This window comes from Polaromonas sp. 39-63-25 (assembly GCF_002278925.1).
GTDB lineage: Bacteria > Pseudomonadota > Gammaproteobacteria > Burkholderiales > Burkholderiaceae_C > Polaromonas.
The window spans coordinates 151,269-172,732 of sequence record NZ_NCJH01000008.1 but is presented as its reverse complement, the minus strand read 5'-3'; the positions used below and the strand labels follow the sequence as shown (position 1 = coordinate 172,732).

Annotated in this window: 19 protein-coding genes; 5 read left to right on the top strand and 14 right to left on the bottom strand. The window is 64.3% G+C overall.

Translation table 11 applies throughout. The features are described 5' to 3' along the window. Positions 1-809 precede the first annotated feature (809 nt). Positions 810-1,712 (top strand): FmdE family protein, encoded by a 903-nt coding sequence (locus B7X65_RS12470; protein ID WP_293594621.1) that lies wholly within the window; start codon positions 810-812, stop codon positions 1,710-1,712. Positions 1,713-2,131: 419 nt separating this feature from the next. Here B7X65_RS12470 and B7X65_RS12465 read toward each other — a convergent pair whose 3' ends face one another. The 7 genes from B7X65_RS12465 to B7X65_RS12435 form a co-directional block, all read right to left on the bottom strand. Continuing rightward, complete coding sequence (locus tag B7X65_RS12465; RefSeq protein ID WP_293594620.1) at positions 2,132-3,220, bottom strand: XdhC family protein; 1,089 nt, start codon at positions 3,218-3,220, stop codon at positions 2,132-2,134. A 36-nt stretch (positions 3,221-3,256) separates the two neighbouring features. Continuing rightward, complete coding sequence (locus B7X65_RS12460; protein WP_293594619.1) at positions 3,257-3,835, bottom strand: carbon monoxide dehydrogenase subunit G; 579 nt, start codon at positions 3,833-3,835, stop codon at positions 3,257-3,259. A gap of 101 nt (positions 3,836-3,936) precedes the next feature. Beyond that, entirely contained in the window at positions 3,937-5,121 is a 1,185-nt protein-coding gene (locus B7X65_RS12455) for a VWA domain-containing protein (protein WP_293594618.1), read from the bottom strand. A gap of 17 nt (positions 5,122-5,138) precedes the next feature. Further along, on the bottom strand, positions 5,139-6,044 hold the full coding sequence (locus B7X65_RS12450; protein ID WP_293594617.1) for a MoxR family ATPase: 906 nt from the start codon (positions 6,042-6,044) through the stop codon (positions 5,139-5,141). 139 nt (positions 6,045-6,183) lie between these two features. Further along, a complete protein-coding gene (locus B7X65_RS12445) occupies positions 6,184-6,975 on the bottom strand; it encodes a xanthine dehydrogenase family protein subunit M (protein WP_293594616.1) in 792 nt (263 codons plus the stop codon). A 25-nt stretch (positions 6,976-7,000) separates the two neighbouring features. After that, the gene (locus tag B7X65_RS12440; protein ID WP_293594615.1) at positions 7,001-9,376 is read right to left on the bottom strand and encodes a xanthine dehydrogenase family protein molybdopterin-binding subunit; all 2,376 of its coding nucleotides are present in this window, start codon (positions 9,374-9,376) and stop codon (positions 7,001-7,003) included. Between the two features lie 94 nt (positions 9,377-9,470). After that, a complete protein-coding gene (locus B7X65_RS12435; RefSeq protein ID WP_096665720.1) occupies positions 9,471-9,938 on the bottom strand; it encodes a (2Fe-2S)-binding protein in 468 nt (155 codons plus the stop codon). Positions 9,939-10,183: 245 nt separating this feature from the next. Between B7X65_RS12435 and B7X65_RS12430 the strand changes: the two genes are divergently transcribed. Then, positions 10,184-11,320, top strand: coding sequence for a helix-turn-helix domain-containing protein (locus tag B7X65_RS12430; RefSeq protein WP_293594614.1), 1,137 nt, complete (start codon positions 10,184-10,186; stop codon positions 11,318-11,320). Here the strand turns inward: B7X65_RS12430 and B7X65_RS12425 are convergent, their stop codons facing one another. The 3 genes from B7X65_RS12425 to queG form a co-directional block, all read right to left on the bottom strand. Next, positions 11,321-11,803: a copper chaperone PCu(A)C gene (locus tag B7X65_RS12425; protein ID WP_293594613.1), complete on the bottom strand. Its 483-nt coding sequence runs from the start codon at positions 11,801-11,803 to the stop codon at positions 11,321-11,323. It abuts the gene before it with no gap. Between the two features lie 254 nt (positions 11,804-12,057). Further along, positions 12,058-12,435 (bottom strand): DUF2946 family protein, encoded by a 378-nt coding sequence (locus tag B7X65_RS12420; protein ID WP_293594612.1) that lies wholly within the window; start codon positions 12,433-12,435, stop codon positions 12,058-12,060. A gap of 123 nt (positions 12,436-12,558) precedes the next feature. Further along, positions 12,559-13,659: a tRNA epoxyqueuosine(34) reductase QueG gene (queG, locus tag B7X65_RS12415; RefSeq protein WP_293594648.1), complete on the bottom strand. Its 1,101-nt coding sequence runs from the start codon at positions 13,657-13,659 to the stop codon at positions 12,559-12,561. On the opposite strand from queG, the gene tsaE reads away from it, so the two are divergent. The 3 genes from tsaE to B7X65_RS12400 all read left to right on the top strand — a co-directional run bounded on the left by tsaE (position 13,645) and on the right by B7X65_RS12400 (position 15,955). Further along, positions 13,645-14,154, top strand: coding sequence for a tRNA (adenosine(37)-N6)-threonylcarbamoyltransferase complex ATPase subunit type 1 TsaE (gene tsaE / locus B7X65_RS12410; RefSeq protein ID WP_293594611.1), 510 nt, complete (start codon positions 13,645-13,647; stop codon positions 14,152-14,154). The genes queG and tsaE overlap by 15 nt on opposite strands. Then, complete coding sequence (locus B7X65_RS12405) at positions 14,151-15,569, top strand: N-acetylmuramoyl-L-alanine amidase (RefSeq protein ID WP_293594610.1); 1,419 nt, start codon at positions 14,151-14,153, stop codon at positions 15,567-15,569. Before tsaE ends, B7X65_RS12405 begins: the two co-directional genes overlap by 4 nt. 161 nt (positions 15,570-15,730) lie before the next feature. Then, positions 15,731-15,955, top strand: coding sequence for a glycine zipper domain-containing protein (locus B7X65_RS12400; RefSeq protein WP_293594609.1), 225 nt, complete (start codon positions 15,731-15,733; stop codon positions 15,953-15,955). Positions 15,956-16,490: 535 nt separating this feature from the next. Here B7X65_RS12400 and B7X65_RS12395 read toward each other — a convergent pair. From B7X65_RS12395 to B7X65_RS12380, 4 genes are all read right to left on the bottom strand, one after another. Then, on the bottom strand, positions 16,491-16,979 hold the full coding sequence (locus B7X65_RS12395; protein ID WP_293594608.1) for an aromatic-ring-hydroxylating dioxygenase subunit beta: 489 nt from the start codon (positions 16,977-16,979) through the stop codon (positions 16,491-16,493). Then, positions 16,976-18,292, bottom strand: a complete 1,317-nt coding sequence (locus tag B7X65_RS12390) for an aromatic ring-hydroxylating dioxygenase subunit alpha (protein WP_293594607.1) — start codon at positions 18,290-18,292, stop codon at positions 16,976-16,978. The genes B7X65_RS12395 and B7X65_RS12390 overlap by 4 nt, the downstream gene beginning before the upstream one ends. Positions 18,293-18,377: 85 nt before the next feature. Beyond that, positions 18,378-20,231: a long-chain fatty acid--CoA ligase gene (locus tag B7X65_RS12385; protein WP_293594606.1), complete on the bottom strand. Its 1,854-nt coding sequence runs from the start codon at positions 20,229-20,231 to the stop codon at positions 18,378-18,380. Positions 20,232-20,328: 97 nt separating this feature from the next. Continuing rightward, positions 20,329-20,982 carry a DedA family protein gene (locus B7X65_RS12380; protein ID WP_293594605.1) on the bottom strand — a complete coding sequence of 218 codons (654 nt, stop codon included), beginning with the start codon at positions 20,980-20,982 and terminating at the stop codon, positions 20,329-20,331. Positions 20,983-21,464: the final 482 nt, after the last annotated feature.

The window sequence follows — 21,464 nt, the reverse complement described above, 5'->3', positions numbered from 1 at the left end:
GGTTCTTATCCACAGCCTAGGCAACAGGGCGTGGGGGTAACTTTGGGGGTGGTCGCCGGGGTGCGGCCCGCACCTCATGCCTGCTTGGCTGGCCAGGTTGAATCAGCTGAGTTGCTCTTGTTTTGATAGCTGCTTGCGCTTTCTGCATAAGGGCTGGATGCCTGTTTGCATCTCAAAGAGCTGCCGATGCGGAGTGTCGAGCAACATGAAGGCCTAGTTCGTGGTCGGAATCAGACTGGAAGCGGCCATTCGGATGTTTGCCCGATCGACCGCTATGGGCCCAATGCAGTCCTACGGTCGTCAAGAGCCGATGACTGCTTCGTAGCGCAACGAGTCGGTGCCAACGCCCGCTTCCTGGAACCTCAATTGAAACAGCTTGCATGCAGTTTGGCGACAGCAACGGCGTCGTGCCCTTTGACCGGTGAACGATGCCGTGCGGCTGTGTTGCTGGGTTGGCATCCGCACCACTCGCAACGGTTTTAACACCTTATCCACTGCACAGCTTAGAAATGTAGATTGTCAATTTGGCTGAAGTCAAAACGACGGATAAAGCGCATTGCACCGATGCGCATGGCAGCTTTTACCTTACAGAAGATGAGTGGAGCCTGGAGCTGAATCAAGTCGTTTGCCGTATCACCGTCTGACTTGAAGATTTCCGGTGTTCATATTCATCATCAATGCGAATTGTCAACGACTACCCAACGCCGATTCCTATACTTTGCCCATCGGGCTTATTTTCACGCGCTTTGAAAGTGTGCGCAATAAGTATTGATAGAGGGTTTAGTTTTTCTTCGAAAATGGAGAATGGCATGAAAATGACACTTATTTCAGCGACGTTAGCGATGGCTGTCGGCCTCACCTTTGGAGGCTTGGCTTTGGCTGCTGGTGCAGGTACCAACGCTGCGGAGCCCACATACAAAGAGGGTGAAACGATATTCGTCGAGACCGGGGTAGAAGCTCCTGACCGCACTCCAACTTGGTACGCGTCCATCGTGGCCAAGCCTTATGCGCCTGTGTTTGAGATGCTGGCTACCCAGGGCACACAGGGGCGGTACTACCCTTATACCTATCCCGTCACACTGAAGGACGTGATCCGGTTTCATGGTCACGACTGCGAGGGGACTACCACGGCGGCCAGCTCTGCGTGGATGGCTTTCAAGATCCTGTTTCCGGATGGCATCATTGATCGCAGCCTTTTGTGGGGCATCAGCGGCGAGTCGCCCTGCTGGTCGGACGCTGTGGCATTTCTCAGTGGTACTCGTCTGCAGTATGGCAACCTTGGGTTTTTTAAGGACAAACGTTATAGCCACGCCATCGTCCTGTACCGCGAAGACACAAAAATTGCCGTACTAGCTACCTGGAAGGAAGGTGTCAACAACATTCCGGGCGAGCCGGTCATGTTGCCTGGCAAGATCACCTGGAAACCCAAAGTCACCATGCAGGACGTCGAGGCGCTCAAGGCAGTCGTGAAATTGGCGGGCGGCAACCCGACACCCTACCAAGTGGACTTGATGCGTTATCAACAATGGGTGCATGTCAACGACATACTCGATCGACCGCTTGCCGAGAGTTACCAAGCGCAGGTCATCGAAAACTTCAAGTGGGAAGACTGGATCGACCCGAGCAAAGTCGTTGTCAACCCACATCAACGCAGCGATACCCGCCTGAAGAACCACCCCTACCGAGGTCGCCCGGTGGAAGGACCTCGCTGACAATCCACTGTCAAGTTGTTGGCAGTTCCGGTACTGGAGGAATCTGCCCGATACGCTTGGCTGCAAACTGATACATAACGAGTCCTTGCCGGCAGTTGCTGCCGACGCCAATGTGACCAGTTGTGCCGGAACTCAGGGATCACCCAAAGTACGGGGAAGTCTGAATGTATTTGCGAGTTGCAGAAGCAAAGTCACTGGCCAGTCGAAATTGACGTACGCGCCAACAGTCACGGGGCAAAGTCAGCATGTGCCCGCTTTCGGGCGACCTGTTTCAAGTGTTGAATGACTCATATGGGTCTGAAGCAGACGGTCAATTGGTGTGACGCTAACGGCCGCTTCTGGCCGAAAACGGCTTTTCATTTGAGTCCGACGACCGGCTGCATTAGCCGCATTGCAGCCACTCCATCGGACTGATCCCCTCAAGAACTACGCGCCACCCCGCACACCAGATCACCCGGCTCATTGGCCAGCACCGCACGTTCGTTCTTGGCCTGCGCGACTTCCATGTCGCGCGGCAGGACCACGCCGTTTTTCACGGCCAGCACCTCGGCCATCACGCTGACGGCAATTTCGGGGGGCGTCTTGCTGCCGATGTAGATGCCGATGGGGCCGCGCAAGCGGGCCAGCGCGGCTTCGTTGAGGCCGAAGTGCTCGGCCATACGCTGATGGCGCGCGTCGTTGTTGCGGCGCGAGCCGATGGCGCCTACGTAAAACGCATCGGTGGCCAGCGCTTCGAGCAGCGCCAGGTCGTCGAGCTTGGGGTCGTGGGTGAGCGCGATCACGCAGCTGCGCCGGTCGGGCTTGAAGGCGACCACCACGTCGTCCGGCATGTCGCTGAGCACTTTGGCGCCCGCAACCGACCAGGCGCTGCGGTACTCCTCGCGCGGGTCGCACACGGTGACGGCAAAACCGCTGAACAGGGCCATGGTCGCGAGGTATTCGGTGAGCTGGCCCGCGCCTATGAGCAGCATGCGGTACTCGGGTCCGAAGGTGTTGACCAGTTCGACGGACGAGACACTGAGCTCGGCCGGGGCCCTGGCCGTGACCAGGGTGACCGCGCCGTCGGTCAGGCGCACCGTGCGCTGCATCAACTGCCCGGCTTCGAGCGCCTGCACCAGCTGCGCCAACGCCGCGGCGTCGGGGTCGTATTCGAGCAGCAGCTCCAGTGTGCCGCCGCAGGGCAAACCGAAGCGGTGGGCTTCGTCGGCAGTGATGCCGTATTTGACAAAGGTCGGCGGCCCCGAGGGAATGGTGTTGCCGCCGCCCTGCGCGGGCGCCGACGCCGACGTCGATGCGTAAGCCTGGGTGTGGCGGTAGATCAGGTCGTCTTCAATACAGCCGCCGGACACCGAGCCGACCACCGCGCCGTCTTCACACAGCGCCATGATGGAGCCGACCGGACGCGGCGACGAGCCCCAGGTGCGCACCACGGTGGCGAGCAAGGCGCGCTTGCCCGCCATGCGCCAGTCGCGCAGGGTTCGCAGAACCATCACATCGAGGTTTTCCATGGCCTGTCTCCTTTCTGACCTTTCTGACTTGGCGGCCTAACGTGCCAGCCAGACCGCGCCGGCAATCAGCACGGCGGCACCCACGATCCAGACCCACATCGGGATGCCTCCACCGGCGGCCGGCTCCGCCGAGACATCGCCCATGACCATTTTGGCCGCATAACTTTCGGGGTGCTGGCGCTGCATTTCCTCGTCAAAGCGCTTGAAAAAATCTTCGGCCATGGACTTGGCGGCGCCATCGATCAAGCGCTGGCCGAGCTGGGCGATCTTGCCGCCGACCGAGGCATGCACGGTGTAGGAGAGTTCGCACCCGTCGGCATTGGGCGCCAGCGTCACCGCGGCGCTACCCTTGCCGAAGCCGGCCACGCCGCCCTGCCCGTCAAACGACAGCTTGTAGCTGGCCGGCGGGTTGATGTCGGTGAGCGTGATCTTGCCGGAAAATTTGGCCGAGACCGGGCCGATTTTCAGCGCCATGCCGATGGCGTACTGGTTCTCGCCGGTGGGCTCCACCTTGTCGCAGCCCGGAATGCAGGCCTTGAGCACGACCGGGTCGTTCAGCGCGTCCCAGGCCTGTTGTTGTGTCACAGCCAGTTGGCGGCTTGCTTGCATGTCCATGTTTTTTTCCTTTTCTTTTGGTATTGAGCTTGTTGTGTGCCTGGTATCGGTTCGCCTTGAGCCTGAAGAAAGGCTTCGACAGGCTCAGCCCGAACGGTGAGTTATTTCTTCATCAGAGCCGCCAGGCTGGCTGCCAGTTCCTCGAGCTTGGCCAGATTGTGAACCGCCAGCATGCCGTGCGCATGGGCATGCAGCACCGCCGCGCCCCGCGCCAGCGGCGCGTAGCCGTCAAAGCGCAGCAAGGGGTTGAGCCACAGCAGGCGGCGGCTGCGCCGGCGTAGCCAAGCCAGTTCGCGGGCCAGGTCGGCCGGCTCGCCGGTGTCCAGCCCGTCGGTGATGACCAGCACGATGGTGCGCCGGCCGACCAGGCGGCGCGCATGGCGTTCGCGCAAGGTGGCCAGCGACGCGCCGAGCTGGGTGCCGCCGGCAAAGTCTTCGATCGCCAGGCTGGCGTGGGCCAGCATCTCGTCGGTGTCGGCCTGGCGGAAGGCCTGCGTCAGATCGGTCAGGTGCATGCCGAAGGCGAACACATCGCGATGCGGGTGGCGCCGTGTGGCGGCGTGCAGAAAGGCCAGCAGCAGGCGCGCATAACGCTCCATCGACCCCGACACATCGACCAGCACCAGCAAAGGCAGGGCCTGCTCGCGCCGCTGCAGCCGCGGCAGGTGCATCAACTCGCCGCCGGTGCGTGCGGCCTGGTGCATCACGCCCGGCCAGTGCATGCGCGCGCCACTGGCGGCCGGCCGGCTGCGCCGCGAGGCAAACATCGGCAAGGGCAGCTTGATGTCGCGCGCCAGCCGCTCGACCAGCCGGTACTCGGTGGCCGACAGCGCATTGAAGTCGGCATGCTGCAGACGCTCGATGTCGCTGGCAGTCATGGCGGCGTCGAACTCGACCTTCTGGTCTTCCGTCGTCGGTTTTGCCGGCTGGCCAAACGCTTTTTGCGGCGCCAGCGCCTCGCGCACACGCGGGCGGCGCTTGCTGGGCTCGGCCTTGCCCTCGGCACTGGGCAGCAGTTGCGCGAGCAGCTTGTTGGCGACTTTCGGGTCCTGAAAATACACGTCGAACAGTTCGCGGAAGACCAGCCGGTCCTGCTCGCGGCTGACCATCACGGCTTCAAAAGCAGCGCTCAGGTCTTCCCTTTCGCTGATGCCGACGGCGAGTGCGGCTTCCTTGGCCAGGGCAATGCGCTGGCTGTCCACCTTGACACCCGCGCGGCGCAGGGCGCGGCCGAAGCCGGCGATGTTGTCGGCGAGTTTGCCCGCTCTGGCGTCACCCAATAACATGGACTACCTCGCCCGCTTCACTCGGCGGCCGCCTCTTCGGGCTTGAGCAATTCCACCGCCAGCTCATGCGTGAGCGCCGCCACGTCTTCGCGCTGCTTGAACAGAATACCCGCGGTGTCGGCCACCACTTCCGGGTCCACGACCAGCGTGTCCAGCGCCACCAGCGCCTTGGCCCACTCGACGCTTTCGGCAATGCCGGGCGCGCGCTGGAAGGCGTTGCCAAACGGCGAGCGGCGCAGCCGGTCGACAAAACCGGCCACCTGGGCTGACAGCTGTTCGCCCGCCTCCGGCACCTGGGCGCGAATGATGGCCAGCTCACGGTCGCGGTCGGGGTAATCGAGCCAGTGGTAAAGGCAGCGCCGCTTGACCGCGTCGTTGAGTTCGCGCGTGCGGTTGCTGGTCAATATGGTGACCGGCGTCACCTGCGCACGCACCGTGCCGATTTCCGGAATGCTGACCTGGTACTCGCCGAGGTACTCGAGCAGAAAGGCTTCAAAAGGCTCGTCGGCGCGGTCCACCTCGTCGATCAGCAGCACCGCACCCGGCGCCGGGGTCTGCAGCGCCTGCAGCAGCGGCCGGCGTATCAGGTAGCGGTCCTGGTAAACCTCGCGTTCGACATCGGCCGCGTCACCATGGCCTTCCACAGCACGCATGTGCAATAACTGGGCGGCGTAATTCCACTCGTAGAGCGCTTCGCGCTGCTCCAGCCCGTCGTAACACTGCAGGCGGATCAGCTGGCGCTGCAGCGCCAGCGACAGCGCCTTGGCCAACTCGGTCTTGCCGACGCCGGGCTCGCCTTCGAGCAGCAGCGGGCGCTGCAGCTTGAGCGCGAGAAACACCGCCGTGGCCAGCCGCCGGTCGGCAAAGTAGCCGGCGCCCTGCAGCGCCTGGGCCAGTGCATCAATCGTGGGAAAAGGTGTCATCGGATCAGTGTACCTGTTGCTATCTATTCAATAGCTGCTTGCGCCCACCCATCAAGGGCGGGAGGCCTAAAAGACATCAAAGGCTTCAAACCGTTCAGACCGGGCCCGGGGCGGGCCCAGTCCGGACGGTTGGACACTGTCAGGCCAGCGCCTTCGCCACGCCGCGCTGGGCCTGCACGCTGATCAGGTTGGCGCGGTAAGCCGCCGTCGCGTGGATGTCGCTGTTGAGGTCCGTCGCGTCAATTTTCACCGCCGCGGCCGCTTCGGGTGTGAAGCTCTTGCTCAGCGCCGCTTCCAGCCCCGCGTGACGGAACACGCCGCTGGAGGCGCCCGTGACGGCCACACGCACGCCGGCATCGAACTGCGCCACAAACACGCCAACCAGCGCAAAACGCGAGGCCGACTGCTTGAACTTCATGTAGGCCGCGCGCTTCGGAATCGGGAAGCTGATCGCGGTGATCAGCTCGCCCTCTTCCAGCGCGGTGGCGAACATGCCGAGGAAAAAGTCGTCTGCGGCAATCTTGCGCTTGGTGGTGTGGATGGTCGCGCCCAGCGCCAGCACCGCACTCGGGTAGCAGGCCGAAGGGTCGTTGTTGGCGACCGAGCCGCCGAGCGTTCCCATGGCGCGGACCTGCCGGTCGCCGATGTTGGCGGCCAGGTCGGCGAGCGCGGGCAGCGCTGCCTTCAGCTCGGCGTTGGTCGCCACGTCGGCGTGGCGCGTCATGGCGCCGATCACAAAGGCATTGCCCTCGCGCTTGATGCTGGTCAGCTCCTTGATGCCGCTGAGGTCCACCAGCTGGTCCGGGCTGGACAGGCGCAGTTTCATCGACGCCAACAGGGTCTGGCCGCCGGCCAGGGCTTTGGCGCCGTCGGCCGTGAGCTGCGCGGCGGCAGCCAGGGAGGTGGGACGTTCCAGGGTGAATGGGTACATGGTGGGTTTCTCCTTGGATAGCTGTTTATTTCTTGGCCGACTGGATGGCTTCCCAGACGCGGCCGGGAGAGGCTGGCATGTCGAAGTCAGTCACGCCGAGCGGCTTGAGGGCGTCGAGCACGGCATTGATGACCGCCGGCGGCGAACCGATGGCACCGGCCTCGCCGCAGCCCTTGGCGCCCAGCGGGTTGTGGCTGCACGGCGTGCACAAGGTGTCCAGCGTGAAGTTGGGCATGTCATCGGCACGCGGCATGGTGTAGTCCATGAAGGAGCCAGTCAGCAGTTGGCCGGACTCGGGGTCGTACACGCAGTTCTCCAGCAGCGCCTGGCCGATGCCCTGCACCAGCCCGCCATGCACCTGGCCTTCGACAATCATCGGGTTGATGATGTTGCCGAAATCGTCCACCGCGGTGAAGCGGTCCACGCGCACCTGGCCGGTGGCCGGGTCCACCTCGACCTCGCAGATGTAGGTGCCGGCAGGGAAGGTGAAGTTGGTCGGGTCGTAAAACGCGGTTTCGTTCAGGCCGGGTTCGAGCTTGTCGAGCGGGTAGTTGTGTGGCACATAGGCCGTCAGCGCCACCTGGCCGAAGGTCACCTTCTTGTCGGTGCCCTTGATGGTGAACTCGCCGTTGGCAAACTCGACGTCGGCATCGCTGGCTTCCATCAGGTGCGCGGCAATCTTCTTGGCCTTGGTCTCGATCTTGTCGAGCGCCTTCATGATGGCCGTTCCGCCGACCGACAGCGAACGTGAACCATAGGTGCCCATGCCGAAAGGAACGCGCCCGGTGTCGCCATGCACCACATCGACCTGGTCCACCGAAATGCCGAGCCGCGCCGCCACCACCTGCGCAAAGGTGGTCTCATGGCCTTGTCCATGGCTGTGCGAACCGGTGAACACCGTCACGCTGCCGGTCGGGTGCACCCGCACCTCGCCGCATTCGAACAAGCCGGCACGCGCCCCAAGCGCACCGGCAATATTGCTGGGCGCCAGGCCGCAGGCCTCGATGTAGCAGGAGTAACCCATGCCGCGCAGCAGGCCTTTGGCCGCCGATGCGGTTTTGCGTTTCTCAAAGCCTGCCACGTCGGCCAGCTCGTTGCCGCGCTTGAGCAGGGCATGGAAGTCGCCCACGTCGTACTGCAGCGCCACCGGCGTCTGGTAAGGAAAGTCTTTCACGAAGTTGCGACGGCGGATTTCGTCCTGCGCCAGGCCCAGCTCCCAGCCGGCGCGCGAAACCAGCCGCTCCAGCAGATAGGTCGCCTCGGGACGACCCGCGCCGCGGTAGGCATCGACCGGGGCGGTGTTGGTGAACCAGGCATCAACCTCGACGTAGATCTGCGGGCAGGTGTACTGGCCGGCCAGCAGGGTGGCATACAGGATGGTTGGCACGGCCGGTGCAAAGGTCGAGAGGTAGGCGCCCATGTTGGCGTCGGTGTGCACGCGCATGGCCAGGAACTTGCCGTCCTTGTCCAGCGCCATTTCGGCGTGGCTGGAATGGTCGCGGCCATGGGCGTCGCTGACAAAAGCCTCGCTGCGGTCGGCCGTCCACTTGATGTTGCGGTTGAGCTTTTTGGACGCCCAGGTCAGGCACACGTCTTCGGCATACAAATAGATCTTGGAACCGAAGCCGCCGCCGACGTCAGGGGCGATCACACGCACCTTGTGCTCGGGCAGGCCCATCACAAACGCTGTCAGCAGCAGGCGCTCGACGTGCGGGTTCTGGTTGGAGACATAGAGCACGTATTCATCGGTGGCGCGGCTGTAGGAGCCGATCACCGCGCGCGGCTCCATGGCATTGGGAATCAGCCGGTTGTTGGTCAGATCCAGCTTGGTCACATGGGCGGCAGTGGCGAAGACCGCGTCCACCTGGCCCTTGTCGCCGATGGCCCATTTGTAGCAATGGTTGTCGGGGGCGGCGTCATGCAGGGCCGTTGCCTTGGCGGCGTCGGTGACACGGACCACGGCGCTCAGCACCTCGTAATCCACCTCGACCAGCTCGGCGGCGTTTTTGGCCTGCTCCAGCGTTTCGGCCACCACCATGGCGACATGGTCGCCCACATAACGCACCTTGCCCTGGGCCAGGATGGGGTGCGGCGGCTCCTTCATCGGGTTGCCGTCTGTAGAGGTGATCAGCCAGCCGCAAGGCAGGCCATTGATCTTGTCGGCCGCCACATCCTCGCCGACAAACACGTCCAGCACACCGGGCGCGGCCTTGGCGGCGGCGGTGTTGATGCTGTTGATCCTGGCGTGGGCGTGCGGCGAACGCACGAACACCGCATAACTCTGGTTGGCCAGCGTGATGTCATCGGTGTATTGCCCGCCGCCGGTGAGAAAGCGGTAATCTTCCTTGCGGCGGACGGAGGTGCCAATGTTTGGCAGGTTGACGAAATCGGATGCACCCATGTGTGTACTCCTGAAAATTTGGAAAAAAACTGTTTGACAGGGTTGCCAGCGGCCGCCCGATGGCGGCGCCGGAAAAAGAGGTCAGCGCGGTGGTTCAGGTCGCCATGGCGGCAGCGCCCTGCTGCACCGCCTTGACGATGTTCTGGTAACCGGTGCATCGGCAGATGTTGCCCTCGAGCAGCTCGCGGATTTCGCCTTCGCTGGCCTTGGGGTGGTGCTTGCACAGGTCCACCGCGCTCATGACCATGCCTGTCGTGCAGAAGCCGCATTGCAGGCCGTGGCATTCCTTGAAGGCGGCCTGCATCGGGTGCATGGTGCCGTCGGCGGCTGCCAGGCCCTCGATGGTGGTGATCTCGCTGCCCTCAGCCTGGGCGGCCAGGATGTTGCAGGACTTCACCGCGCGACCGTTCATGATGACCGTGCAGGCGCCGCACTGGGCGGTGTCACAGCCGACGTGGGTGCCGGTCATCTTCAGCTGTTCGCGCAGCACCTGCACCAGCAGGGTGTTGGGCGGGGTTTCAACGCTTTTGGCTTTTCCGTTGACTTTGAATTGAACTTGCATGGGCTTGTCTCCAGTTGGCTATTTTTTGACGACGGGTTTGGCTACGGACGGAACAAGGGTCATTGTTGAAGTGGCGACCCCGCAGGGGCCTAGGTTAAACCCTAGGAGCTTGCCAAAGCCCGGTTAAATTCTCAAAATGGAACAGTTGCTGACAGGCCTTCAGCGCGTCGGCGCGAGGTCTGCTACGCTGCAGCCACCGCGGGCATCCTCCCGCAGACAGCCGCCTTCAAGAGCATTGACCACCCATGCTGACCGTCCTTCCCTCCTCCCCCGAACAGCGCCTGCAACAGATCGCGCAAGCGCGCCAGGCCGTGCTGCGGGACGGCCGGAGCCAGCCCGGCCTGCTGGCCGAATCGTGGATTGAGCGCTCCTGGCAGCGCTGCCTGGCCAGCGGCAAAAAACCCGAGCAGGAGGTCGGTTTCGACGTGCTGTCGGCCCAGGCGCTGCGCCGCACCGAAGAAGCCAACCACGTGCTAGTGCAGGCGGCGCGGCCGGTGCTCGAAAAACTGGGCGCGGCGATTGCCAGCACGCGTTATTTCGCCATCCTGACCAACGCGCAGGGCGTGGTGGTCGATGTCAACGGCGCCATCGACCGGCGTGACCGGCGCGCCGACCTGATCACGCGCATCGGCGTGGACCTGTCCGAACAAAGTGTGGGCACCACCGCCATCGGTGCGGCGCTGACCGAGCTGCAGCCCGTCTGGCTGCACCGCGGCGAGCATTTTTTCAATGCCAACTCGGCCTACAGCTGCGCCGGTGCGCCGCTGTTCGGGCCGGACGGCCGCTGCGCCGGCATGCTGGACCTGACCGGTGTGGACACGGTCGAGCGCCCCGAGCTCAAACACCTGGTGGTGCAGTCGGCCCGCAGCATCGAAAACGCCCTGATCCAGAGCCGGCCGCACGATCTGCTGATACGGCTGAACTGGTCCAGCCACAGCCTGGGAGAAGACAGCGACGGGCTGGTCAGCCTGGACCCGGACGGCTGGGTGCTGGGGGCCAACCCGGCGGCGCGGCAGATGGTGCCGGCGCTGCAGGCCGGCAGCCCGGCGGCGGTTCACTGCAACGAGCTGTTTGCCGTGCCTTACGAGATGCTGTTCGACGCCGCCAGGAGCGACGCCGCGGGCAACCCCCAAGCCATGGAAGTGCCCTTGTGGTCCGGACTGCGCCTGCACGTCATGCCGCTGCTGCGCGGCCGCGCGGCCGCACCGGGCCGGTTCAGCGGCCGGGCGGCGGCGGGGCCGGCCCTTCCGCTCAAGGACGTCGAAACGGCGCTGATCCGCAAGGCGGTCAACGAAGCCCGGGGCAACGTCATGAAAGCGGCGCAGGCGCTCGGCATCAGCCGCGCCACCGTCTACCGCCGTCTGGGCGGCAAATCCAAATAGTCAGTGCTTGGGGTGCATGGCGCCGGGCATGCCCGATGCCGGCATGCCCGCACCCGGCATGGAAGCGGCCACCGGCAACTTCAGCTCCACCTTGCTTTCCTGCCCTTTGGCGTCCCGCAGTATCAGGGTCAGCGGCACCGTGCTGCCCTTGGGCAGGGCCTGCTTCAGCTCCATCAGCATCACGTGGTAACCGCCGGGCTTGAGCGCCACGGTTTTGCCGGCGGGCAAGTCGAGCGCGGGGATGGCGCGCATGCGCATGACGTCGTTGTCCATCTTCATTTCATGGACTTCCGCCACGCCGGCAACCGGGGACGACACGCCCACCAGCTTTGCGCCGTCTTTGGCCGTGATGTTCATGAAGGCGCCGGTGCCCGACTGGCCGGGCACGGCGGCGCGCACCCAGGCGTCCTTGACCTCGACCGTCTGGGCAAACACAGCGCCGGCGGAAAGTACCAACAGGGCGGCAATAACTTTTGTTTTCATGAATAGCTTTCGTTAAAAAAATGAGGATGAGTCGAAAAAAAGTGGTCAGTGTCAGTGATGGTGCTGTCCGGCCGGGGCCTGACCCTCGGCCAGGGAAATATGAGGAAAAGCGGGCGCAGCGCCCGTCACGGCTCCGCATAACGCTATCTTTTTGATAGCTGATGAAAATTTCATGGAACCCACACATTGAAATGAACACAAGCACGCGGGCGGTCAGGCCCACGCGCGGAAAACCTCGTCAGAGGCGCTTCAGTTCAAAGTGCAGGCGGGCCGCGGCTGAAGGGCAGCCCCGGCAAAGACGCCGGGCGGACGGCATCCTGGAAGACGGCAACCATCGCGGTGATGGGTGCGGGAAAAACGCCGGCCTGCCAGGACGGCGGCAAACCGGGCCCGGTCGAGCCGCAGAGGTCGCAATGCGCGGCAGCCGGTGAAGACTGGTCATCGCCCGACAAGTCCCCGGCCGCAGCGGACGATGCGCCGCTGGCCACGGTGCAAAGACCGCCCAGCTTGCCAGTCCGCATGTCCTCGGCCAGCATGGACACGGGCGCCAGCAGCGCCGAAAAGACGGCCAGAAACCCCAGCCACGCGGCGAAGCGGGCCCACAGAGGGCGACAGGACGGAGTGTTGGACACAGCGTGATTATAAGGAGCGCCGCTGACGGGCTTTGCCGGCGGGGCTGGACGATGGGGCTTGGCCCCGCCTATACTGCTACAAAATGAATAGCTGACTGCGCCCGCCCGTCAAGGGCCGGACGCCTATTTTATGGACAACTCCAGGAGGGGCGCCTGATCAAGCGCCCACGCCACATGTTCCCTGACCACCTCGCTGCCATGTTCGCGCCGCGCCAGCAAGGCGCTGCGCAGGCTGTCGTCCGCACCGGCGCGCAGGGCATTGCCGAGCGCCACGGCGATATTGCGCAGCCAGCGCTCGTGGCCGATGCGGCGGATGGCGCTGCCTTCGGTGTAGCGCAGAAACTCTTCTTCGGTCCAGGCGAACAGCGTCGTCAGTTGCTGGCCGGTCAGGCCCTGGCGCTCGTCGAAGTCGGGCAAGGCACTGCGCTGCGCAAACTTGTTCCAGGGGCAGACCAGCTGGCAATCGTCGCAGCCGTAGATGCGGTTGGCGATCAGCGGCCGCAGTTCCAGCGGAATCGAGCCCGCATGTTCAATCGTCAGGTAAGAGATGCAACGCCGTGCATCGAGCTTGAGCGGCGCCACAATGGCCTGCGTCGGGCAAATCGTGATGCAGGCGCTGCAGCTGCCGCAGTGGTCGCTGACGGGCTCGCTGGGCGGCAGGGCCAGATCGACATAAATTTCGCCGAGGAAAAACATGGACCCGGCCTCGCGGTTGAGCAGCAGCGTGTGTTTGCCGCGCCAGCCCTGGCCGCTGCGCGCAGCGAGTTCGGCTTCGAGCACCGGCGCCGAATCGGTGAACACGCGGTGACCCAGCGCGTGCACCTCGGTTTCGATGCGCTCGCTGAGTTTTTGCAGGCGCGCCCGCATGATCTTGTGATAATCGCGTCCCCGCGCATACACCGACACGATGGCTTCGCCGGGCCGCTGCAGACGCGCCAGCTCCGCAGCCTGCCACTGCCCCGGCTGGGCGGGCGTGGACGCCGGCAGGTAGTCCATGCGCGCGGTGATCACGCTGACCGTGCCGGGCACGAGTTCGGCCGGCCGCGCCCGCTTGAGGCCGTGCGCCGCCATGTAATTCATGTCACCATGGAAGCCCGCCGCCAGCCAGGCCGACAAGCCCGGCTCCGCCGATGACAGGTCCACACCCGCAATGCCAATTTGCGAAAATCCAAGCTCGCGCGCCCATGTTTGAATTTGAGAAACGAATTGATGGCTATTGAAGATCACCGACACATTGTAAAAAGGATGGCCTGGGACAGCGAAGCCCAGACCCAGGCCTTTGCCGAAGCCCTGGCCGGGAAACTGCGCGCCAGTGCCACGGGCGCCAACGCGCTGATCGAGCTGCATGGCGATCTGGGCGCCGGCAAAACCACGTTTGCCCGGCATCTGCTCAAAGCCCTGGGCGTGACGGGCCGCGTCAAAAGCCCGACCTATGCGGTGGTGGAGCCTTACAGCGTGGCCGACCCGGCCGCGGCGGACGGTGTGTTGTCCATCTGGCATTTCGATTTTTTCCGCTTCAACGATCCCGACGAGTGGGAAGAAGCCGGTTTTCGCGACATCTTCGCCAGCCCCGGGCTGAAACTCGTCGAGTGGCCCGAAAAAGCCGGCAGCCACCTGCCCCCGGCGGATCTGGACATCCACATCGAGATGCTGGCCAGCGAGACGCGCGCCGTCACGCTGACCGCCCACACAGACGCCGGCGCGGCGTTGCTGCCATGAGCAGCAAGTCGTCTTCCACTGTCAGCCGGCGCAGCGCGCTGCAAATGGGCAGCCTGGTCCTGCTGCTGGGCGTGCAGCAGATTGCCCGCGGCGCGACGATTCTGGCGGTGCGGGTCTGGCCGGCCAAGGACTACAGCCGCGTCACCATCGAGTCCGACACCGGCCTGAAAACCAAGACCTACTTTATTGCCGAGCCGCCGCGCCTGGCGGTGGACATCGAAGGCATCGACCTGATCCCCGCGCTGCGCGAGCTGGTGGCCAAGGTCAAGCCCGACGACCCGAACATCTCCGGCATACGGGTCGGGCAAAACGCACCCGGCGTGGTGCGACTGGTCGTCGACCTCAAGCAACACATGCTGCCGCAGGTGTTCACCCTGCCGCCGGTGGCTGCCTACCAGCACCGGCTGGTGTTCGACCTCTACCCGACCCAGGTGCTGGACCCGCTGGAGGCCCTGATTGCCGAGCGGCTCAAGGACAAGCCGGATCAGGGTGCCGCGCCCGATGCCATCGGTGAGCTGCTGGCGCGGCAGACGACCCGGCCCCCGGCCGGCAAACCCGCTGCCGGCCATCCGGCGCCCGCCCCTGCGGCCCCGGCAGCTCCGATCGCGGGTGCGGACAAAAGCCCGGCGACCAGCGCCAACCCGCCCGTCGCCCAGGCGCCGTCCGAAAACGTGGGCGCGGGCGCAGGTGCCCGCAACAAGACCGACCGACTCATCATCGTGGCGCTGGACCCCGGCCACGGCGGCGAGGACCCGGGCGCCATCGGACCCGGCGGCACGCGCGAAAAAGACGTGGTGCTGCAGATCGCCCTGCGCTTGCGCGAACGCATCAACAACATCCCGAACATGCGCGCCTTCCTCACGCGGGATGCCGATTTTTTTGTGCCGCTGCATGTGCGCGTGCAAAAGGCCCGCCGCGTGCAGGCCGACCTGTTCATCAGCATCCATGCCGATGCCTTCTTCACGCCCCGGCCGCAGGGAGCCAGCGTGTTTGCGCTCAGCGAAAAAGGCGCGACCAGCAGCTCGGCGCGCTGGATGGCCGACAAGGAAAACTCCGCCGACCTGGTGGGCGGTGTCAACGTGAAGGCCAAGGACGCGCAGGTGCAACGCGCCATGCTCGACATGAGCACGACCGCCCAGATCAACGACAGCCTCAAGCTCGGCGGCGCCATGCTCGGCGAGATCGGCAACGTCGGCAAGCTGCACAAGCCGCGCGTCGAACAGGCCGGCTTTGCCGTGCTCAAGGCTCCCGACATTCCCAGCGTGCTGGTGGAGACTGCCTTCATCAGCAATCCCGACGAAGAGGCCAAGCTGCGCAGCGAGGCCTACCAGGTGCAGCTGGCCGACGCGCTGATGCGCGGCATCGGCAGCTACTTCGCCAAGAACCCGCCGCTGGCGCGCAACCGTCCGCTGTAGGTGCGGACACGCCCCGCGCAATCCCGCGGGGCCCTGACAGGCAGGCTGGACCCTCTCCTACAGGGTGAAATCGCTCACCAGCCTACCCTGTGAATCACAGGCGGCAAAGCTTCATCTCAAGCCTCATGCGACATGCCTGGACTTCCATAAAGGTGAACATGATGAACACGAAACTATTGATGTCAGTCGCAGCAGCCTCCCTGATCGCCCTGACCGGCTGCAGCACCAACCCGACCAATGCACAAATCGGCACCGCCACAGGCGCCGTGCTCGGCGGTGCGGCGGGCAGCGCCCTGGGCGGCGGCACACTGGGCACCGTGGGCGGCGCAGCAGCCGGCGCCTTGATCGGCAACGAAGTCGGCAAGCGTCAGGACGAGAAGCGCTAAGACGATTCGGGTGGCTTGGAGGCCCGCAGAAGACATCAGGCGTCGCGCTGCGTCGGTGGTTTGTTCCGGACAGTAGGCGTAACTCCCCACTCCCACCCCTAACCCCTGCCCTCGCCCCGCTGGGCGATGGAGGGGGACTTCATTTGGCAACGTGTGCTGCACCCGCGTGCATACATGACAGTCCCGTGAGTCCGACATGATGCGCTGCGCGCGTCATGTCCCCCGAACCCGCATTTATTCCTCCACCCGTCGGGCTGGGCCGAGGAGCGCAGGCAAAAGCGGATCAGGGCTCGCGATTGTCTGAGCGAAGCGAGTTCGAGCGAGACCCCGCTTTTGTCGAGCACCGCAGGTTGCCCGCAGCGAAGCGAAGGGACCCAGACCATCGGGTCGCCTTTTCTTTGGTGACTTTCTTTTGGCGACGCAAAAGAAAGTTACTTGCCGCCGGGCAACCCCCGGCTTGCTGGTAAACCCCCGGCGCATGAGGAAAAGGCAGCTTCTACAGACCTGAAGCACAACGGCAAAGCGCCGTTGGCAATCAAACCGGATAAATCAGCGAGTTGAGAATCATCTCGCTGTCGTACACACACAGCCGGCGCCTGAACTTCAGGCCCTCGCCCGTCCGCACGATCTCGTCGGCATAACGCCCCACGTTGTAGACCTCGCTGACACCTGCCGGCTTGGTGCGAAACACCGCGTAGTTCGCCTGCGCCGTGATGACATCGCCCTCAACCGACAAGACCTGCGCCGGCGCGATGACGTGCCGCATGTAGTACGGCCCGTGGTAAATCGTCTGCGTGATGCCGTAGACGCGGTCTTTCATCATGCCGCGGCTTTCCAGGTCCATCAGGGCCAGCGGCAGGCCGCGGTCGAAATTTTCGCGTGCCTGCACGGTGTAACGGCCGTCCTCGAGGAAAAACTCCGGCCAGGCATCAAAACGTTTCTCGTCCAGCACGGCCGCATAAGCCGCGTTGAGCTGGTCGATATCGAACTGAAGCACCAGCCGTTCCAGCGTCGCACTGCTCATGGCGCCACCTCCGTCATCACTTTCTTCCAGTAGGCATACATGCTGCGGATCAGCGTTTCGGTCACCATATGTTCGGTCGCCTCGGTGCCGGTACCGCCCAGTTCACACAGCGTCGAACGCCATTCCCCGCCCTGGCGGAAACCGTCCTGGCTGAACTCGATGACCTCGCCGTCGTCGGCGCTGACAAAGCCCGCCGGCCCGAACAGGTTGGCCTGGCGCAGGCGCCGCCGCGTCATCTCGGGCGTGTCGTCGGCAAAACCGAAATGGGTCCAGACAAAATCAAACTCGCCCTCGCCGCGCGGCACGATGTGGCGCGTGCTCAGCGAGTTGACCTGCTGCTGGATGATGAGGCTGGGAAACAGCGTGATCATGGTCACGGTCGGCGTGATGTCGGTGCCGGGGTTCGAGGGATCATCGACCTTCCACCAGGCTTCCGGCGCCACGTCGAGCAGGCGGTCGTCGTGCAGCGCCATGTTGGCCTTGAACGAGGTCACGCCCTCGGTCACGGCAGCGTTCTGCCCGCCCTCGTTGCGCCGCGAGATCATCACTGCGTGGCGGCCGTGTGCGTCCATCACCATGCGGCTTTTCTGGTCGGCGCGCCACAGGCCGAAAGTGACAAACCAGGTGTGCAGCAGACCGGGGTGGTAGGGGTCCTTGATGTTTTCCATCATCAGCTTCCAGTTGCCCGGAATGCGCTGGCGGTTGTAGCCCAGCAAGGTGAGCTGCCGGCCTTTGAAGATGCGGTCCAGCCAGGGCATCACCTGGGGGCCCAGGTAATCTTCCAGCGGCTCGGTCGCCTCGCTGAAGGTCGCAAACACCAGCCCGTGCAGCACGGCCACACGCAGCTTGGTCAGGCCGTGGTCTTTCAGATCGAACCCTTCGGGCATGCCGCCGTTGATGCAGTCGCCCTCCTTGACGCCGTCCTTGAAGGGCAACCCGGCGAGGTCGCCATTGAGCTTGTAGGTCCACTGGTGGTAGGGGCAGACAAAACTGCGGGCATTGCCCTGCCCGTTCTGGCAAAAGCGCACGCCGCGATGGGCGCAGCGGTTTTCGACCACGCGGATGCCGTGGTCGGTTTCCCGGTCCCTGGGCGCCACCCGGTCGCGCACCATCACGACCTGGCGTTCACCGACGTGGCTTAATTTGAAGTCGCCGAGATTGGGAATCTCGACTTCGAGCCCGACATAACACCAGTGCGGGCCGTAGAAAATCTTCTCGAGTTCGCGCTGGTAAAGCTGGGCGTCGGTGTAGGCCCAGAAGGGGACGCGGCTGGAGCCTGGTTCGCTCCAGCGGGAAAGGGATTGATCAGCCATCATGCAAGCATCTTCCCGACCGGCTGTCCGGCCTGTGGTTCATCCGATAATCATAAGCTTACTTATCAATTCCGGAAAACAGGGTTTATGCGGATCCGCTGTTGCGCCGCGCCTGCGGCTGGTACATGGCCTCGATCTCCTGCGCAAAACGCTTCATCAGGTTGTTGCGCTTGAGCTTGAGCGTCGGGGTCATCAGCGCGTTTTCGACCGTCCACGGCTCCGTCGTCAGCAGCACGGCGCGCGGCATGGCGTAACGCGCAAAATTCGCGGTCTGGGCCGCCATGCGCTTGAGCGCAGCCTGGTGCACCGCCGGCAGGTTCAGGCTGGCCGCGTCATCCGGGTCGACCCCGAGCGCCTCGGCCAGCCGGCGCCATTCGGCCGGGTTCACCACCGCCACGCAGGCGATGAAAGGCTGGTTCTCGCCGACCACAAACACCTGTGCGAACAGGGGATCGACCGCGATCGCCAGTTCCAGGTCGCCCGGCGGCACCTTCTCGCCGGTCGAGGTGACGATGATTTCCTTGATGCGGCCCATGATGCGGATGCGCCCGTCCGTGATGTCCGCCTGGTCGCCGGTGGACAGCCAGCCATCGGGCGTCAGCACCCGCGTCGTGTCTTCGGGCCGTTTCCAGTAGCCCCGCATCACCGATGGGCCGCGCACCTGCAGTTCGCGGTTCTCGCCCAAGCGCACCTCCACCCCCGGCAAGGCGCGGCCCACGGTGGCCGGGTCGTTGTCTTCCACGCCGTTGGCGGCCACCACCGGCGAGGTTTCCGTCATGCCGTAACCCTGCAGCAGCGGCAGGCCCAGCCCCAGGAAGCAGCGGGCCACCGCGTGTGACAGCGGCGCACCGCCGCTGACAGCCACCCGCACCCGCCCGCCAAACTGCGCACGCAGGGTGCGCGCCACCAGGCGGTCCAGCAAGGGCCTCAGCAGCGGGTCCAGCCAGGCCCAGCGACTCCCCTCGCCCGCGGCGAGCGGCAGCCCCTGCGACCGGCAAAAACGCCGCCAGCCCACGGCCTGGGTGGCCTCAAACAAACGGGTCTTCAATGGCGAGGTGGCCAGCGTTTCCTGCAGTTTGGCAAACACCCGCTCGTAGATGCGGGGCACCGAGATCAGCACCGTGGGGCGCACGGTTTTCAGGTCTTCGGCCAGCAAGGACACCGAACGCGCATAGACCACGCAGCTTCCGGACGCCATCGGCAGGTAGTAGCCCGCGGTGCGTTCAAAGGTGTGGGACAGCGGCAAAAACGAAAGGAACACATCGTCCAGCGTGGGGACCACGCGCGCCAGGATGGCCTGCACATTGGCCATCACGTTGCGGTGCGTGAGCATCACGCCCTTGGGTTTGCCGGTGGTGCCTGATGTATAGACGATGGCGGCCAGGTCGTCCCCGGATGGCGGCACAAAAGCGCCATCCGCGCCCTGCCCGGCGGCCAGCCAGTCGGCCAGCGAACACACGGGCACGTCCGCGCCGCCTGCATCGGGTGCCACGGCTTCACCACTGACCACGACGCGCCTGAGCGCCGGCATGGCCACACCCAGCGCTCTGATCGCATGCCACTGCGCCAGGGACGAGACCATGAGCAGCGCGGCCTCGCAGTCCGCCAGGATGTAGGCAATGCTGCCCGGGTTGTCCAGCGCGTGGAGCGGCACCGGCACATGGCCGAGCGCCAGGGCCGCCTGGTCGAGGCTGACGGCATCCAGTCCGTTGGGAAGCAGGATGGCAATGCTGGCATGGTTCGGCAAACGCATGGCTGCCAGCGCCTGGCCCCATTGGGCAAAACGCTCGCCGGCCTGCGCCCAGGTGGTGGCGACCCAGCGGCCGGCGCCGGCATCAAATTCGCGATAGGCCTCGGCTTGCGGGCTGTGGGCCACACGAAAGGCCAGCAGCTCGGGGAGCGTACGGACGGTGGAAAAATCGATCTCGGTGACAGTCATGGGCAGCTTGTTGGAAACGGGGAGTTCTCCAAGGCAATGTGCACCGCGCAGACGCGCCCGCCCTGCCCTGGGTCAATACAGCGGGTAAAAAAACCCGTCAGTGGGCCGATTGCCGGGCAGACCGGCTGGCTTTCCAGGCGCCGTACAACACAAACAGCCCGGGAATCAGGATCATGGCCCAGATGATCTTGCTCAGGTTGGCCTGCACCCACGGCAGGTTGCCGAAGAAATAACCGGCCGTGCACAGGCCCACCACCCAGATCAGCGCGCCGATCACGTTGTAGGCGGTGAACTTGGTGCGGCCCATCTCGGCCACGCCCGCCACAAAAGGCGCGAACGTGCGGATGAAAGGCATGAAGCGCGCAATGATGATAGTGACGCCGCCATAACGCTCGTAAAACTCGTGCGCCTGGTTGAACGCGCGCTTGTTGAAAAACCGCGATTGCTCCCACTGGAACACCTTGGGCCCGAAGTGCCGGCCTATCGAATAGTTGCACTGGTCGCCCAGGATGGCTGCCACCAGCATCACGGCGATGGCCATCGGCAGGCTCAGCAGGCCCACCCCGCAGAGGGCGCCCACCACGAACAACAGGGAATCGCCGGGCAGGAAAGGCATGACGACCACGCCGGTTTCCACAAAAATGATGAGGAAGAGCAAGGCATAAACCCAGGTTCCGTAGCTTTGTGTAAAAGCCTCCAGGTGTTTGTCCACATGAAGGATGAAGTCCATCAGAAAAGCAAGTAGTTCCATGGGGGTGATTTTGACATGGTGGTTTGCATCGACCCCCTTCAGTCTGCCTGCTGGCCGGGACTCGCCCCGGCGGGCGACTCACTTTCTCTTGCGTCGCCAAGAGAAAGTAAGCAAAGAGAAGGCGACCCGACAGTCTGGGTCCCTCCGCTTCGCTGCGGGCAACCTGCGGTGCTCGGCAAAAGCGGGGTCTCGCTCGAACTCGCCTTCGGCTCAGACAATCGCGAGCCCTGATCCGCTTGTGCCTGCGCTCCTCGGCCCAGCCTAACGGGTGGGGGAATGAATTCAGGTGCGGGTGCAGGGAGGCGAGGACGCGCTTTGCGCGTCCTCGCCGGAACCCGATTGCGGATCCGAACCCGCACCCGACCCCACCCCCCTTCTGGCTGCGCCGAGGAGCGGAGGTCCAGACGGACAAGGACGGGCGATTGTCTGAGCGAAGCGAGTTCGAGCCCGGCCCCGGCTGGACCGAGCACCGCAGGTTGCCC

Excerpts from the sequence above, each read along its gene's own strand:
- B7X65_RS12390 (WP_293594607.1), bottom strand. The coding sequence starts at position 18,292 with ATGGCTGATCAATCCCTTTCCCGCTGGAGCGAACCAGGCTCCAGCCGC.
- B7X65_RS12425 (WP_293594613.1), bottom strand. The coding sequence starts at position 11,803 with ATGAAAACAAAAGTTATTGCCGCCCTGTTGGTACTTTCCGCCGGCGCT.
- B7X65_RS12445 (WP_293594616.1), bottom strand. The coding sequence starts at position 6,975 with ATGTACCCATTCACCCTGGAACGTCCCACCTCCCTGGCTGCCGCCGCG.
- B7X65_RS12460 (WP_293594619.1), bottom strand. The coding sequence starts at position 3,835 with ATGGACATGCAAGCAAGCCGCCAACTGGCTGTGACACAACAACAGGCC.
- B7X65_RS12450 (WP_293594617.1), bottom strand. The coding sequence starts at position 6,044 with ATGACACCTTTTCCCACGATTGATGCACTGGCCCAGGCGCTGCAGGGC.
- B7X65_RS12440 (WP_293594615.1), bottom strand. The coding sequence starts at position 9,376 with ATGGGTGCATCCGATTTCGTCAACCTGCCAAACATTGGCACCTCCGTC.
- B7X65_RS12380 (WP_293594605.1), bottom strand. The coding sequence starts at position 20,982 with ATGGAACTACTTGCTTTTCTGATGGACTTCATCCTTCATGTGGACAAA.
- B7X65_RS12400 (WP_293594609.1), top strand. The coding sequence starts at position 15,731 with ATGAACACGAAACTATTGATGTCAGTCGCAGCAGCCTCCCTGATCGCC.
- B7X65_RS12470 (WP_293594621.1), top strand. The coding sequence starts at position 810 with ATGAAAATGACACTTATTTCAGCGACGTTAGCGATGGCTGTCGGCCTC.
- B7X65_RS12455 (WP_293594618.1), bottom strand. The coding sequence starts at position 5,121 with ATGTTATTGGGTGACGCCAGAGCGGGCAAACTCGCCGACAACATCGCC.
- B7X65_RS12385 (WP_293594606.1), bottom strand. The coding sequence starts at position 20,231 with ATGACTGTCACCGAGATCGATTTTTCCACCGTCCGTACGCTCCCCGAG.
- B7X65_RS12430 (WP_293594614.1), top strand. The coding sequence starts at position 10,184 with ATGCTGACCGTCCTTCCCTCCTCCCCCGAACAGCGCCTGCAACAGATC.
- B7X65_RS12405 (WP_293594610.1), top strand. The coding sequence starts at position 14,151 with ATGAGCAGCAAGTCGTCTTCCACTGTCAGCCGGCGCAGCGCGCTGCAA.
- B7X65_RS12435 (WP_096665720.1), bottom strand. The coding sequence starts at position 9,938 with ATGCAAGTTCAATTCAAAGTCAACGGAAAAGCCAAAAGCGTTGAAACC.
- tsaE (WP_293594611.1), top strand. The coding sequence starts at position 13,645 with ATGGCTATTGAAGATCACCGACACATTGTAAAAAGGATGGCCTGGGAC.
- B7X65_RS12465 (WP_293594620.1), bottom strand. The coding sequence starts at position 3,220 with ATGGAAAACCTCGATGTGATGGTTCTGCGAACCCTGCGCGACTGGCGC.
- B7X65_RS12395 (WP_293594608.1), bottom strand. The coding sequence starts at position 16,979 with ATGAGCAGTGCGACGCTGGAACGGCTGGTGCTTCAGTTCGATATCGAC.